This is a genomic window from Enterococcus lactis (genome assembly GCF_015751045.1).
In the GTDB taxonomy this organism is placed as follows: Bacteria; Bacillota; Bacilli; order Lactobacillales; family Enterococcaceae; genus Enterococcus_B; species Enterococcus_B lactis.
Map to the genome: position 1 here is coordinate 1 of NZ_BNJW01000037.1, position 14272 is coordinate 14272.

Annotated in this window: 16 protein-coding genes and 3 pseudogenes; 15 read left to right on the plus strand and 4 right to left on the minus strand. The window is 37.3% G+C overall.

Annotated elements, in window-relative coordinates; all coding sequences use genetic code 11:
- Positions 1 to 655: 655 nt before the first annotated feature.
- Both KFO35_RS13215 and KFO35_RS13220 read right to left on the minus strand, forming a co-directional pair.
- On the minus strand, positions 656 to 1543 hold the full coding sequence (locus KFO35_RS13215) for a 3'-5' exonuclease (protein WP_002316080.1): 888 nt from the start codon (positions 1541 to 1543) through the stop codon (positions 656 to 658).
- 80 nt (positions 1544 to 1623) lie between these two features.
- The gene (locus tag KFO35_RS13220; protein ID WP_002308079.1) at positions 1624 to 2127 is read right to left on the minus strand and encodes a LexA family protein; all 504 of its coding nucleotides are present in this window, start codon (positions 2125 to 2127) and stop codon (positions 1624 to 1626) included.
- Between KFO35_RS13220 and KFO35_RS13225 the strand changes: the two genes are divergently transcribed.
- Entirely contained in the window at positions 2090 to 2326 is a 237-nt protein-coding gene (locus KFO35_RS13225) for a helix-turn-helix domain-containing protein (protein ID WP_002308077.1), read from the plus strand. The two genes, KFO35_RS13220 and KFO35_RS13225, sit on opposite strands and share 38 nt — an antisense overlap.
- A 235-nt stretch (positions 2327 to 2561) precedes the next feature.
- A complete protein-coding gene (gene clpL / locus KFO35_RS13230; RefSeq protein ID WP_002308075.1) occupies positions 2562 to 4676 on the plus strand; it encodes an ATP-dependent protease ClpL in 2115 nt (704 codons plus the stop codon).
- Between the two features lie 180 nt (positions 4677 to 4856).
- Here the strand turns inward: clpL and KFO35_RS13235 are convergent.
- A pseudogene (locus tag KFO35_RS13235) lies at positions 4857 to 5171 on the minus strand (transposase); the annotation flags it as partial.
- An 81-nt stretch (positions 5172 to 5252) separates the two neighbouring features.
- Between KFO35_RS13235 and KFO35_RS13240 the strand changes: the two are divergent.
- The 13 genes and pseudogenes from KFO35_RS13240 to KFO35_RS13295 all read left to right on the plus strand — a co-directional run bounded on the left by KFO35_RS13240 (position 5253) and on the right by KFO35_RS13295 (position 13999).
- Positions 5253 to 5480 carry a hypothetical protein gene (locus KFO35_RS13240; RefSeq protein ID WP_002330418.1) on the plus strand — a complete coding sequence of 76 codons (228 nt, stop codon included), beginning with the start codon at positions 5253 to 5255 and terminating at the stop codon, positions 5478 to 5480.
- 218 nt (positions 5481 to 5698) lie between these two features.
- On the plus strand, positions 5699 to 5890 hold the full coding sequence (locus KFO35_RS13245; protein ID WP_002314345.1) for a hypothetical protein: 192 nt from the start codon (positions 5699 to 5701) through the stop codon (positions 5888 to 5890).
- Positions 5891 to 6407: 517 nt separating this feature from the next.
- Positions 6408 to 7007 (plus strand): hypothetical protein, encoded by a 600-nt coding sequence (locus tag KFO35_RS14475; RefSeq protein WP_010723880.1) that lies wholly within the window; start codon positions 6408 to 6410, stop codon positions 7005 to 7007.
- 73 nt (positions 7008 to 7080) lie between these two features.
- A complete protein-coding gene (locus KFO35_RS14480) occupies positions 7081 to 7755 on the plus strand; it encodes a primase C-terminal domain-containing protein (RefSeq protein WP_229507549.1) in 675 nt (224 codons plus the stop codon).
- A gap of 43 nt (positions 7756 to 7798) precedes the next feature.
- On the plus strand, positions 7799 to 7993 hold the full coding sequence (locus KFO35_RS13255) for a hypothetical protein (RefSeq protein WP_002311030.1): 195 nt from the start codon (positions 7799 to 7801) through the stop codon (positions 7991 to 7993).
- Positions 7994 to 8006: 13 nt separating this feature from the next.
- The gene (locus tag KFO35_RS13260; protein ID WP_002316998.1) at positions 8007 to 8147 is read left to right on the plus strand and encodes a hypothetical protein; all 141 of its coding nucleotides are present in this window, start codon (positions 8007 to 8009) and stop codon (positions 8145 to 8147) included.
- 13 nt (positions 8148 to 8160) lie between these two features.
- Positions 8161 to 8205 (plus strand): annotated as a pseudogene (locus tag KFO35_RS14485) (hypothetical protein); the annotation flags it as partial.
- Positions 8206 to 9965 (plus strand): annotated as a pseudogene (locus KFO35_RS14295) (type IA DNA topoisomerase).
- A gap of 557 nt (positions 9966 to 10522) precedes the next feature.
- A complete protein-coding gene (locus tag KFO35_RS13275; protein ID WP_002311028.1) occupies positions 10523 to 10711 on the plus strand; it encodes a hypothetical protein in 189 nt (62 codons plus the stop codon).
- A gap of 723 nt (positions 10712 to 11434) precedes the next feature.
- The gene (locus KFO35_RS13280; RefSeq protein WP_002307506.1) at positions 11435 to 11857 is read left to right on the plus strand and encodes a cupin domain-containing protein; all 423 of its coding nucleotides are present in this window, start codon (positions 11435 to 11437) and stop codon (positions 11855 to 11857) included.
- A gap of 83 nt (positions 11858 to 11940) precedes the next feature.
- Entirely contained in the window at positions 11941 to 12594 is a 654-nt protein-coding gene (locus KFO35_RS13285) for an ABC transporter ATP-binding protein (protein WP_024634765.1), read from the plus strand.
- Positions 12591 to 13355 carry an ABC transporter permease gene (locus KFO35_RS13290; RefSeq protein WP_002311027.1) on the plus strand — a complete coding sequence of 255 codons (765 nt, stop codon included), beginning with the start codon at positions 12591 to 12593 and terminating at the stop codon, positions 13353 to 13355. The genes KFO35_RS13285 and KFO35_RS13290 overlap by 4 nt, the downstream gene beginning before the upstream one ends.
- A gap of 410 nt (positions 13356 to 13765) precedes the next feature.
- Complete coding sequence (locus KFO35_RS13295; RefSeq protein WP_002376288.1) at positions 13766 to 13999, plus strand: DUF302 domain-containing protein; 234 nt, start codon at positions 13766 to 13768, stop codon at positions 13997 to 13999.
- 105 nt (positions 14000 to 14104) lie between these two features.
- On the opposite strand, the gene KFO35_RS13300 is transcribed toward KFO35_RS13295, so the two are convergent.
- The coding region (locus KFO35_RS13300; RefSeq protein ID WP_211140343.1) for an IS3 family transposase at positions 14105 to 14272 on the minus strand (168 nt) is incomplete at its 5' end.

Below are 14272 nucleotides of genomic sequence, written 5' to 3' on the forward strand. Positions count from 1 at the left end.
TCCAGCTAAGTAAAGATTGACGATTTGTTGCTTGAATTCTTGTGAAAAAGTTCTTCGTGTTCTCTTAGACATAAAAATTCCTCCTGGTATGTTTTCTTCTAGTCTACACACCTTAATTTTTCTGTCTAGTTAATTGTAGCCTATCCATAAAACTAATATAAAGCTTGGTACGATTCTGTTTGTAAGACATACGAATAGTATCAGAGGTAGGAGCCAAGCTGCCTGATATTAAATTATCGATAAAGTAGAAAGGTTAAGCATTAGCCGCTGCAATAACTAATGCTAGGAGACAGCAACGTGTAACCATTACCGCACGTGTTTCTGAATGGTGGTAGCGACCGATTTGAACGGCTAGGGCGGAAATACGGTGCAAATGCACGGTGGTTTCATGCAATGCTTACAGGGCGTATTTTGTAAGGGTATGTAACGGAGATAATCCCGACGGTAATGGATGTGAGAGGCCAAGCCGACGCTGACGGTAGGGCAAACAAACATAGTTGCACTCTAGCGATCGTTATTTATTTTTAACGGTCAAACTAGGGTACAACTATGCTTAAAACACTTCGCCTCAACTTCTGGTAGCAAAAGTGATTTTGAAAGTCAAAATATTTTTTATGAGTTATTTACAATTCTAAAAAACAAGTGTATTAATCTACTAATTTGAGACTTGTACTATTTTATTGTTTTCGTGTTTAATGTATTGATAAACTTTGTTTGTAACTAAACAGTCTTCTAAAGCATCGTGTGAATTATTATCTAAATTGAGATAATCTTTTAAAGTTATTAGTTTGTGATTCGGAGTTTCGAAATGTCTTCGTGCTAAAGGTAAAGTATCAATTACACGGATTCGTTGATTTAATTCAATATTATTTTCATTTAATTGATGCAGCAAAAACTTTAAATCAAAAGGTGCGTTATGAGCGACAAGAGTATAACAACTAATGAACGACATTAGCTGAGGTGAAAAGTCTTCAAATGTGGGCATATTTACGACATCTTCTAATTCTAATCCAGTTATCTTAGTTATTCTTTTAGAGATGTTTGATCTAAATGGTTTAATATTTTGATATATGCGATCAATTTCTTCGTTTGATTCATATTTTATAGCACCAATTTGGAGAATTTCGCTATCCAACGGACTTAATCCAGTGGTTTCGAAATCTATTACGACGTAATCATCAACCAGTTTACGAGCTTTAATGTAAGTTGGACTCTTTTTATCTGCTTTTTTTGATTTCGAGGGAGGGGTAGGACCGGTTATATTTACTGATTTTTTAATCAAATCATCAATATCTATTTTGTTTTCGATAACGTTTTCTTTATCAGGGTTTTGAATAGTAGCATCTTCATTTTTTTCTATCGTTTGTTCTTTGATGATTTCTTTCATTTTATGAGAAAAACTCAAGAAAAGAATTCCTACCACGACAGAAAATCCACCTGATAAAAAATCTCCACTTGCTATGATTCCACCAAATAAACCTATAAATACAAGAAAAGCGCCTATTGAAAGTAATAATATTCGTACAATATTTTCATTTTTCATCCCCATCTCTGATATAATAATATACACAGTCTCGGAAATGAGAACCCTAGCCGCAGCTCCAACTGCGAATGGGGTATTTTTTATAGGTCAAAACTTACTTTTACCGCTTTACCCAAAATTCTTGCTGGATTATTTTCATCAATGATATAAGGATGATAATCATTATTATCGGGCATTAGCATTACAACATCATTAACATGTTTAACTCTTTTGAGAGTCGCTTCAGAGTCGCCGTTTACTATAACTGGTGCAATTTCTCCATCTTCCACAACTGGTTGTCTTCGAATCAACACGTAACTATCAGAAGGGATTGTAGGAACCATGCTATTACCTCTGATTTTTAAATAAAAGACTTCACCAGTGGGCAAGTTTTCGTCTATCTCTTCTCTATATTCTTCAATATTTTCTTCAGCTAAAATAGGATCTCCACAAGCAATTTCTTCCAAAACAGGAATCTGTCTATATTTTTTAACAGGTATTAAATTTTTCGGTATCTCGCCATACCGCGGATCAATCGTAGACTTCAATACGCCAAAATAATCTGCTATGTCGTTAAAGGCAGCGCGCGTTAATGCTGGATTCACTAGCAAAGAAGCCGCTAAAGCTGCTGATGTGCATTTTCAAACGTTGTCCAAATATGAAATAGATAGTTCTGATATTCCATTTTCTCTTTTAAAAGAGCTGTCTAATCTGTATCAAGTTCCTATTAACAATTTTTTTTTGAGCAAAGAGTACGCTTTAATCCGTATCATAAATAATAAAAGAAATGAGGTAATGAATTGAACGAAGTTTCAAAGGACGTTCTGGCAATCGAAGCCCACGAAAAAGCAAAGTCTTAGTCTGATACGCTTAACACTTCTTTACTATTGTTTAAACAAAATATCCTAATTATTTCTAATTGATTCTATAAGCACTTTACTTAGCGATACATAAAAATTGTGATACAATTCAGTCATAGTTTTAAAGGATATTATGGTCACTAAGTTACACATATAAATTTTTATGGAGGTGTGGTAATATGGCAAATTTCTACGGAAATGATCCTTTTTTCAACAATGATATGGATGATGTTTTCAATCAATTATTTCGGCGCATGGATAATCAAAATTCGGGGCGTGCACGGTATTTAGTTAATGGACAATCGTTGACACCGGATGAGTTTGCTCAATACCGAGCAACTGGTAAGCTACCCCAAAATAATAAAACAATAGAAGTATCTAAAGATGGTAAACAGGCTGTTAAAAAAGGAGGGATTTTAGAAAAGTTAGGGACTAATTTGACGGAACAGGCTCGTGATGGATTACTAGATCCAGTGATTGGACGTGAGAAAGAGATTCAAGAAACTGCAGAAATTTTGAGTCGTAGAACGAAAAATAATGCAATCTTAGTTGGTGATGCCGGTGTAGGTAAAACTGCAGTCGTCGAAGGTCTGGCACAAGCAATTGTGGCTGGTAAAGTTCCAGAAACGATTCAAGATAAAGAAATCTATTCGATTGATTTATCTTCTTTGGAAGCGGGAACTCAATATCGCGGTTCTTTTGAAGAAAATATTAAACAGCTGGTAGAGGAAGTTAAAGCAGCTGGTAATATTATTCTATTCTTCGATGAAATTCATCAGATTCTCGGCACGGGTGCCACTGGTGGTGAAGATGGTGGCAAAGGATTGGCTGATATCATTAAACCTGCTTTGTCACGTGGCGAGCTGAGTGTAATCGGGGCTACGACTCAAGATGAATATCGCAATACTATTTTGAAAAATGCGGCTTTGGCACGGCGATTCAATGATGTTGTGATTAATGAACCGACGGCCGCTGACACTTTACGTATATTACAAGGTGTTAAAGAGCTGTACGAAAAACATCATCATGTTGTATTACCAGATGATGTTTTGAAGGCGGCTGTGGATTATTCAATCCAATATATACCACAACGCACTTTGCCAGATAAAGCTATCGATTTGATCGACATGACTGCGGCTCATTTAGCGGCTAAAAATTCGCAAACTGATGTTGAGACATTGGATCAACGCCTTAAAAAATTAGAGGCAGCTAAGGAGGCCGCCATTAAAGCGGAGGACTTTACAAAAGCCGCTGATATCAAGAAGTCGATCGAGGAAACCAAGCAAAAAATTAAAGAAACGGATCAAAAAGAAAAAATCACTGCCACGATTGATGATGTGGCACAATCGGTTGAACGTTTAACTGGTATACCAGTTTCTGATATGGGCGCTAATGATATTGAGCGCTTGAAAAATCTTGATAAGCGTCTGAAAAGTAAGGTAATCGGTCAAGATGAAGCGGTTGAAATGGTAGCAAAAGCAATTCGGCGTAACCGTGCGGGCTTTTCAGAGGGTGATCAGCCGATTGGAAGTTTTCTGTTTGTGGGCCCAACTGGCGTAGGAAAGACTGAATTAGCTAAGCAATTAGCCTTAGATATGTTTGGAAATGAAAATGCGATTATTCGGCTAGATATGAGTGAATATGCTGATCGTACAGCTGTGTCGAAATTAATTGGTACCTCGGCTGGATACGTAGGCTATGAAGATAATGCTAATACTCTAACCGAACGGGTTCGGCGTAATCCATATTCCATTGTATTATTAGATGAAATTGAAAAGGCTCATCCACAAGTATTAACGTTACTGTTACAAGTGATGGATGATGGGCGCTTAACGGATGGACAAGGCAATGTCATTAATTTCAAAAATACGATTATTATTGCTACTTCTAATGCTGGCTTTGGTAATGAATCATTAAGTGGTGACGAGCAACGAGATCAGTCATTAATGGATAAGTTAGCACCATTTTTCCGCCCAGAATTTCTGAACCGTTTTAATGGAATCGTGGAATTTTCACATCTGACTAAGCAAGACTTAAGTCAAATTGTCGATTTGATGTTGGCGGATGTACAAAAAACTTTAGCCAAAAAATCCATCAAACTTGAGGTAACTAAAGCGGCCAAAGATTGGCTGATGGAACAAGGCTATGATGAAGCAATGGGTGCGCGGCCATTACGGCGAGTAATTGAACAACAAATTCGTGATAAGGTAACAGATTTCTACCTTGACCACTTAGATGTCAAAAACTTGAAGGCTGATTTAGTGGATGATGAGATTGTGATATCGGCAGCTTAGCTTAAATCAGTGTTCATAAATAACTTTATATAAGAGGAGATTTATTGGGAAGGAGATTGCTTGATAAATCTCCTTTTTTCGTTGATTTTCACCATTTGATATTAATCTATTGAGTAATATGGGTAGCGTCAAGAATCTTGTGTAAATTAAATGCCTCCGTACATATAATATGTAGTTAATTTAAATAAAGGATGATTCTAGGGTGTCCTGAAGTCCTTTGAATCCGCGATGGATTCGCTTCATGGACTTCTCGTTGTAGACATTAAACTGAGAAACCAGGAATCGATCCAGTGAATCTTCCGTTGGAAATTGTTCTTTGTGGTTGGTGTTGCGTTTGAGATGCTTGTTAAAGTTCTCAATCAAGTTGGTTGAATACAATGAACCGCGAATAGCTGGTGGGAAATCCATGAAAGTGAGCAGATTCGGCATTTTAAGCAGATTTTTGATTAACTTGGGATAGGTCTGATACCAGTTGTTGGCGAAGTCATTCAATTTTCGTACCTGGCATGACATTTAGTGGGACTTCTGAACGAAATGAAGTTGATTACTGATGAATATAACTAGGAAATGACGCAATTGATTGGGGATATGGACCTTGAAGATGCCAAAATTAGCATAGAAGATCTAAGTGTTTATACGAACGATGATCAAACCTATTTCGTCGTTTTTGATCTCAAATATGAAGGATTGGATTCAAATCAAGTCCTTGTTTATGTAGCATCCGATCACGTCAGTTATTCCAATATAATCGATCATTATGAGCTAATCGCAACAAATACCAAATTAAAAAAGTGGAATAGATGATGGCTATTTTCGAAAAAGTCTCTTACTTTATTTCTATCGATCATCGGTAAAGTATCGTCGGTCGGTCACAAATCAAGTCAAACACCTGGAACGGGTGACGAGCAATGAATTTGATCAATTCAAAAATAAAGTAGCTTTTGAAAAGCTGCAGCGTGAAATCGAACAAGCAAAAATGAGTCAAGAGTCAGGCCTATTCAATTAGGAGAAAGAGGAAAGTCATGGAAAATTATTACTTTATCAATAGCGTGGATCCAGAGAACCAAATGATGCGTATTCAAGAAGTGGGTGCTGGCGAAATGAGTGCGCAACAGGTACGTATCACGAAAGAGGATGCCGATGTTTATTCTTTAATGTTGGATGAAGCAACGCAAGAAGGGGAGCCGCTGATCGTTCAGCTGGATCTAAAATAAAGTCAAAATCAGCCGTAGAAAAAATTTTTTCGACCAGTACAAATAAAAACCGATTTTCTTTTTTTAGAAAGTCGGCTTTTAATAACGAAGCTAATTTAGTTGAAGTAGTTGCTCAATAATCGAAGAGCTGCCTGGTAAAAATAAAAGTAGACTACCTATGACTAACAAGATCCCTAAAACAAAACAGGCTATTACGAATTTGGTTGATCTAGATACTTCTTTATTTGAAACACTTATGATCAACAAAGTTATACCGACAGCTAACGTTAAAAAATACCAAAATCCCATTGTTATCGCCCACTTTCTTTGAATAGTTTTTACTTTCAAACTGTTTAATAAATTTTATCATAGACAAGAAGAACTAATCCTTGTACAAGAAAAATATATGTAAAGTTTAAACTTTCTTATACTATATAGGTTGAATTAAATACTTTACATCCGCACGCACAGTCGGTCAATCACTACCAAGCCAGGTAAAAGCAAAGGGGCTATTTTTGCGTATCGCTCAAAATCAAGCATGATTGGCGGACGTGGCGTTGTTCTGACTTCCGAAGAAGCGATTCATGAAAACAAAGATACATTTACGCATTGGACACCCAACGTTTATCGTTATGGAACATATGCAGACGAAAATCGCTCATATACTAAAGGGCATTCTGAAAATAATTTAAGACAAATCAATACATTCTTTATTGATTTTGATATTCACACGGCAAAAGAAACTATTTCAGCAAGTGATATTTTAACAACAGCTATTGATTTAGGTTTTATGCCTACAATGATTATCAAATCTGATAAAGGTTATCAAGCATATTTTGTTTTAGAAACTCCAGTCTATGTGACTTCAAAATCAGAATTTAAATCTGTCAAAGCAGCCAAAATAATCTCGCAAAATATCCGAGAATATTTTGGAAAGTCTTTGCCAGTTGATCTAACGTGCAATCATTTTGGGACTGCTCGCATACCAAGAACGGACAATGTAGAATTTTTTGATCCCAATTACCGTTATTCTTTCAAAGAATGGCAAGATTGGTCTTTCAAACAAACAGATAATAAGGGCTTTACTCGTAAGTCTAACGGTTTTAAGCGGTACAAAAGGCAAAAAACAAGTAGATGAACCCTGGTTTAATCTCTTATTGCACGAAACGAAATTTTTAGGAGAAAAGGGTTTAGTAGGGCGCAATAGCGTTATGTTTGCTCTCTCTTTAGCTTACTTTAGTTCAGGCTATTCAATCGAAACGTGCGAATATAATATGTTTGAGTTTAATAATCGATTAGATCAACCCTTAGAAGAAAAAGAAGTAATCAAAATTGTTAGAAGTGCCTATTCAGAAAACTATCAAGGGGCTAATAGGAAATACATTACCATTCTTTGCAAAGCTTGGGTATCAAGTGATTTAACCAGTAAAGATTTATTTGTCCGTCAAGGGTGGTTTAAATTCAAGAAAAAAAGAAGCGAACGTCAACGTGTTCATTTGTCAGAATGGAAAAAAGATTTAATGGCTTATATTAGCGAAAAAAGCGATGTATACAAGCCTTATTTGGTGACGACTAAAAAAGAGATTAGAGAAACGCTAGGCATTCCTGAGCGGACATTAGATAAATTGCTGAAGGTACTGAAAGCGAACCAGGAAATTTTCTTTAAGATTAAATCAGGAAGAAATGGTGGTATTCAACTTGCTAGTGTTAAATCATTGTTGCTATCGATCATTAAAGTAAAAAAAGAAGAAAAAGAAAGCTATATAAAGGCGCTGACAAATTCTTTTGACTTAGAGCATACATTCATTCAAGAGACTTTAAACAAGCTAGCAGAACGCCCCAAAACGGACACACAACTCGATTTGTTTAGCTACGATACAGGCTGAAAATAAAACCCGCACTATGCCATTACATTTATATCTATGATACGTGTTTGAAAGAGAAGACGAAAACGGAGATAAAAAATATTTTATCGGTACATTTCAAAGCGATAAGTTGAAACGACTCACTCCATATAAAGATGATAAAGAGGAATTGGCTCAACAGCTTAAAAAACAGCAAGACCAACATAGAGAACAAAAGCAAGAACAAACAATAGCTTTACAAAGAGAAGAAGAAAAATAAAGGAGAATGAGCTATGAATTTTCTACAAAATAATTTCCAAACTTTATATTTAGGTGCAGCTGCAGGAGATATTCAAGGAAGAATTTCCGGAGCATTAACAACAGTTCAATCCGTATTGACAGGTATACAAGATCGTCAAAAAGCATTTAGATGAAGCGGAAACAATCGTGATTGCGACCGACAGCGACCGAGAAGGTGAAGCAATCGCCCGCTTGATTATCAACCTTTCGGGAAATAGCCGGAAAACCATTAAACGTTTATGGATCAACTCGCTTGAAACTAGCGAAATCAAAAAAGGATTTCAAAATCTGAAGGACGGACAGGCGTTTTATTCCACTTACAAAGAAGCAGAAACCCGACAAATCGCTGATTGGCTGGTAGGAATCAATCTCCCCCGTCTTTACACGCTTTATATGCAGAAAAACGGCATGAGAGGCGTGTTTAGCGTTGGACGCGTCCAACCCCCGACTTTGTTCTTGATTTACAACGCAACGAAGAAATCAAACATTTCGTCAGCAAGCCATTTTATGAGTTGTATGCCACTTTCACACACTCGAATGGTAAGTACAAAGGGAAATACAAAGAGCGGTTTGATACACTCGAAAACCTTGACGGGTTCAAAGAAACCAATCAGCTAGAGCAAGCGGAGAATGCCGAAGTAACAAATGTCAAAGTGGAAGAAAAACGGCAGTATGCGCCGAAACTCTTTAGCTTGTCTGATTTACAATCTTTCGCGAACAAACGCTTTAAGTACAGTGCCGACAAAACGCTTTCGATCGCTCAAAAACTCTATGAAAAAAAGGTGCTTTCTTATCCAAGAAGCGATACCAATTATATTGGTAGCCCCGAATTTGACTACCTGAAAAGCAACCTCAGTCGGTATCTCGAACTAGTAGGAGTGGGCATTTCCGAACCGCAGCTAAACGAAAATAAACGGTATGTAGATGGAAGCAAAGTACAAGAACACTATGCGATTATTCCAACGAAGACATTGCCGAAGCTCAGTGATGTAACGAAAGACGAAAAAAACATTTATCTTCTGGTCTTGTATCGTACCCTCGCAATTTTTGAAAAGCCGTATATCTATGACGAAACCACCATTGATACAGCGATCAATCAGGTTCTGTTCCAATCAAAAGGGAAGACAGAAAAAGAGCGTGGATGGAAACGACTATATAAACAGGAAGAAAAAGACAAGTACGACCCACTTTTACCAGAAGTAACCGTCAATGATTCAGTGGCTTTCGCCCTTGAAACAAAGGAAGGGAAAACCCAACCACCCAATTACTATACAGAGGGCACACTGCTAACCGCCATGAAACATGTCGGACGGGCAATGGACGATAAAGGCAGCAAAGACATTCTTAAAGAAACCGAAGGGATTGGAACCGAGGCCACTAGAGCCAGTATCATTGAAACCTTGAAGAAACAGGACTACATCACGATCAGTAAGAGTAAAATCTATGTGACAGAAAAAGGCGAATTGTTGTGCCGCATAATTGCAGAGGACGAAATCGCCAATGCCGGCATGACTGCCCAATGGGAACGCTATTTGAAAAAGATCCGAAGCCAACAAGGCACACAAGAAGCTTTTTTAGGCAGTATCGAGCGGTTTGTGCAGCACCTCATTGAAAAAGTGCCACAAAACTTCCAAGACAAAAAAGAAAACATTGCAGATGTAGCCGGTCATATGGAACAAGAAAATGTGATGGGTACGTGTCCGAAATGTCAAAACAGCGTAGTAGACAAAGGAAAATTTTATGGCTGTTCGGGCTACAAAGACGGTTGCAAATTTACGCTTCCTAAAAGATGGAGCCAAAAAGCACTCACAAAGAAAAATGTCCAAGATTTATTAAGCAAAAGAGAAACGAGTTTAATCAAAGGGTTCAAAAGTAAAAAAGGAAGCAATTTCTCGGCAAAGTTAACACTGAATGACGAAATGAAATTAGCTTTTGAATTTCCAAAAAAATAAAAACACAAGATCTAGACCTTGCCCCTTTTGGAAAAAAGGGCCAAGCCCCCAAAATCGTCTCAGTCACCCAGTTGTAATAGCCTAAAACTGAATAACACTTAAATAAGTCAAGGAACGGGTAAGTATTTTTTGGCAGACCACCAAAAAATCTCCACCCTCACAGTCCTTGACTTCTTTATTTTTGGCTGTGGGCTGTCGTCGCCGACAGTCAAACCAGTTGTAAAAAATATTTGCTATCTTGCCTGTCGCTAAAATAGTGTACCGCCAAAAAACGCTTGAAAGGAATTTTTCTTTTGCTCGCTTGTTGCTTTGTAAGAATAAGTAGCTATTCTGCAAATAACCCTAATATTTCGTATTTCTCTAAAAAACCAGTGTTTGAGAGGGAAGTTCTACGCTCATTTCAGATTGATCTATGGGTAACTTATCCATGAAAATGCCTGTAAACCGCTCTTTTTTCAGTTTTTTTAAAGAGAGAGAAAATAAAAATAAAATACCAACTTTTTACGTATATTAATAACGAAGGACTTAAATATAGGATGATCAAAGGAGGCGTTCTTATGTATGAAGACGAATGGAGAGAATACTATGCAACCAAAAATGAGAGCATACATATTACGAGAAACAAACTCATTTTCCAATGCAATGAAGGAATCGCTCTGTCTACTCATAAAACGGAAATTGAAAGAATCATGCATGCATTGGCACTTAAACTCTTATTACTGGAGTTAAATTCATATGATTTTTAATCTGCAAAAAAGTTTATAGCACCGTCGCTTATACCAGAAAATATAACAAACGCCGCATTGTTTTTTTGTGCACTTTAATAATCTATTCAACTAAGGAATTAAGCTGGCTGTCAAGAGAGTAATATCGTATTGAATCTCAGGTGGAAATTTTCTGCGGTATCTTTTTTGACTGAAATGACATTAGTGTCTTTTGGGGATTGTGTATGTAAGTATTTTTAAAATCATTTTAACAAGTTTTGGACAAAAATTCTCATGAAAAAACAGAATTTAAATAGCATGATAAATAGAGAAGATAGTTTAATGTGCTTATAGGAACACCCCACTTTTACAGTCACAATCAATAGCCTTGCTACTTTCTTTCGAAATTGATAAGAGTCTAAAGGATTGACAACGCTTGATAGTGAGCATAAACTTAGTGTACGCTAGTTAGTTTACAAGTGTAAACTAAAAAAGTATGATGTGTCGTCTCTGAAATTCTCCCTGATTCAAGTCATAACCAGAGTACATATCGGTTATTTTTTGATTCCATATTTTTTCCTTTAGGTGCTGAGGATTAAGGGGTACCAATTGTAATTGCGCGTTATATGGTCTTTGTTTAGAATCGCTCTCCAAAAAGCCAATTTTTTTGCATAGAATTTTTAGATGTGGTACCATTAATTAGAATTATTATAAATAAGAAGTAGGGTATCATTGTTTCAGTACAAAGACTAGGAGGAATGGAAGATGGAAATAGACTACAAGGATCATGGGAAGAAGCCGTATATCATTAATATTGAAGACGCCACCACAGGAAATGATAATTACCGGACGACCATTTGGACAGGCAGTAAACTGCAAGTCACCGTAATGTCCATTCAACCGGGCGATGACATCGGTTTGGAAGTGCACGAAGGCATTGACCAATTTATCCGTATTGAAGAAGGAGAAGGCGTGTGTAAAATGGGGCCTTCTAAAGATAACTTACATGTTCAACAAAAAGTGATGGATGATGACGCCGTATTTGTTCCGGCGGACATGTGGCACAACATCGAAAACACCGGTGATAAGCCGCTCAGACTGTATACCATTTATGCTGGTCCAGATCACCTTGAAGGAACGGTTCACCCTACTCATGAAGACGCCAAAAACGATCCAAACGAACACTGAGGTACACTAGGATGAAACAAAAGCCCTGCACCCCTATGGATGGTCCACTGGTGCAGGCCTTTTTTATAAAGGAGAGAAGTGGTATGAGTGATTCATTGTTTCAATTAGAGAAGGTTGGTTTTCAGGCAAACGGAAACCAAATCCTTCAAGATATCTCTTTTACAGTAAACAAAGGGGAAGTGATTTTTTTTTCTGGTCCTTCTGGAAGTGGAAAAAGTACCCTTTTGAAATTAATTGGTACGCTGCTTTCCCCAACTTCCGGAAAAATTTATTATCGAGGTACGGATCTGCAAAAAATCGATCCTGTGGAGTATAGAAAAGAAGTCTCTTATTTCTTTCAAAACGCTTCTCTATTCGATGAGACAGTTCAAGAGAACTTGTCTTTTCCTGCCCGCATAAGAGAAGAAGGATTTGATCGGGAACGTGCAAAAAAATTGTTAGAACGAGTTCAAATACCTGAAACTTACTTATCGAAAGAGGTCAAGGAACTATCAGGAGGGGAAAAACAACGGGTTGCATTGGTCCGAAATTTGATGTATCAACCGAAAGTGTTGCTCCTGGATGAAGTTACCAGTTCATTGGACCAAGAAAACAGAGCGATTGTCCTTGATTTAGTCCGAGACATGATGAAAGACCAACAAACTACGGTGTTGGCCGTCACTCACAACCAGGAAGAAATCGACCAAGCTTCTCGTCTGATTACTATCAAAGGTGGAAAAATGGAGGAATCGAAATGACAAACAATTTGGAAATCAGTAATCTTTCTTTGCTTTTATCTTCTGTCCTCTTGATAGTTGCCTTGTTGATTGATTACAAAGAGAAATTGGGATTAGGAAACGACATTTTTATTGCGGGAATTCGCGCTGTCGTTCAATTATTCCTTATTGGATATGTATTGAGCTACGTATTACGAGTGGATAACAACTTTCTCACTTTAGCGATGGTTTTGTTCATTGTGTTCAACGCTTCTTATAACGCCCATACACGCAGTGAGGGGATCAACCGCTCTTTTAAAATTTCAACGACGGCTATTGGAGTAGGAACAGCCTTGTCCTTACTCATTCTTGTTTTTTCAGGAGTCATTGACTGGACCCCTTCCCAAATCGTTCCAATTACAGGCATGATTGCCAGCAACGCCATGACTGCGATTGGAGTGACCTATCGGTCTTTGAATTCAAAATTTACGGACCAACGCCAACAGGTATTGGAAAAATTGGCATTGGGAGCCAATAAAAAACAAGCGTCCATGAGTATTGTAAGAGAAAGCGTCAAAACGGGCATGGCTCCTTCTATTGACCGAACAAAAACGGTTGGACTTGTCAGCCTACCAGGTATGATGTCAGGGTTGATTTTTGCGGGAATTGATCCTGTTCAAGCGATTCGTTACCAAATTGTTGTGATGTTTATGTTGATTTCAGTTACTGCGATTTCTTCATTTATTGCTAGTTATATGGCTTACCGTGAGTTTTATAACAATCGCAGTCAATTAATTATATGATTTGGGATGATACACTACTCTTAAAACCAGTGGTTACAATTTTATGTAGTTAAAAGAAGACCTCACGAGAATAATTGCAAAAAGAACTTCATTTTTTAAGGAAGAAGGATATTTTTGTCATCGAATCTTTGGAACGACTAGGGCGAAACTATGATGAAATTTTTTATATAGTGCAGTAACTGGATTAAAAGGATATCGGACTGATTGTTTTGAACATGCCTATCCTCAACCAATGAGAACTTACGACGAAATCATGTTCTAGAAAGAAATTTCTATCCAATAAGAATTCCAAATCATGGACACTATTATCAAAGAAGCTTTAATAGATAAAATATTCAAAGCAGATTCTAAAAAAGTCGATTCCACAAAATATACATGAAATGAAAAATGGAGGAATATAAGTGAACTTTATGTATGAAGTTAAAACAACTAAATCATTACAAGCGGCAACAGAAGCACTCATTGAGAAACTCAAAGAAAGAGAATTTGGTGTATTGTATCAAGTTAATTTTAAAGAAAAAATTAAATCTAAAGGGTTAGATTTCCCTACAAATTTTGAGGTATTAGAAGTATGTAATCCAAAACAAGCAAAAGAAGTATTGGAAAAACGTATTGAAGTTGTGGAATGGCAACAGTTTTTTTGACAAATTTTATAAGGTGCAGAACTTCTTTCCGTATGCTATTCCGATTGTCCTTGACAATGAGCCTCCTCGGATGTGACGATCTTCGGCAGGAGCTAACAGTTAAAGTTAGACTGCCTCGCTAGCGATAGCACATCCGAGCTCATTATCAAGGATTCGCTGCGCCAATCTCTGGTTACGGTAACCAACCGGTGTCTCGTAGCCAAGTGTACCGTGCAACCGAAGGTGGTTCCACCAATTGACATAGTCAAATAACTCCAAATCCAATTGTTGTAA

Excerpts from the sequence above, each read along its gene's own strand:
- KFO35_RS13215 (WP_002316080.1), bottom strand. The coding sequence starts at position 1,543 with ATGAAAAATGAAAATATTGTACGAATATTATTACTTTCAATAGGCGCT.
- KFO35_RS13225 (WP_002308077.1), top strand. The coding sequence starts at position 2,090 with ATGTCGTTAAAGGCAGCGCGCGTTAATGCTGGATTCACTAGCAAAGAA.
- clpL (WP_002308075.1), top strand. The coding sequence starts at position 2,562 with ATGGCAAATTTCTACGGAAATGATCCTTTTTTCAACAATGATATGGAT.
- KFO35_RS13245 (WP_002314345.1), top strand. The coding sequence starts at position 5,699 with ATGGAAAATTATTACTTTATCAATAGCGTGGATCCAGAGAACCAAATG.
- KFO35_RS14475 (WP_010723880.1), top strand. The coding sequence starts at position 6,408 with ATGATTGGCGGACGTGGCGTTGTTCTGACTTCCGAAGAAGCGATTCAT.
- KFO35_RS14480 (WP_229507549.1), top strand. The coding sequence starts at position 7,081 with ATGTTTGCTCTCTCTTTAGCTTACTTTAGTTCAGGCTATTCAATCGAA.
- KFO35_RS13260 (WP_002316998.1), top strand. The coding sequence starts at position 8,007 with ATGAATTTTCTACAAAATAATTTCCAAACTTTATATTTAGGTGCAGCT.
- KFO35_RS13275 (WP_002311028.1), top strand. The coding sequence starts at position 10,523 with ATGTATGAAGACGAATGGAGAGAATACTATGCAACCAAAAATGAGAGC.
- KFO35_RS13280 (WP_002307506.1), top strand. The coding sequence starts at position 11,435 with ATGGAAATAGACTACAAGGATCATGGGAAGAAGCCGTATATCATTAAT.
- KFO35_RS13285 (WP_024634765.1), top strand. The coding sequence starts at position 11,941 with ATGAGTGATTCATTGTTTCAATTAGAGAAGGTTGGTTTTCAGGCAAAC.
- KFO35_RS13290 (WP_002311027.1), top strand. The coding sequence starts at position 12,591 with ATGACAAACAATTTGGAAATCAGTAATCTTTCTTTGCTTTTATCTTCT.
- KFO35_RS13295 (WP_002376288.1), top strand. The coding sequence starts at position 13,766 with ATGTATGAAGTTAAAACAACTAAATCATTACAAGCGGCAACAGAAGCA.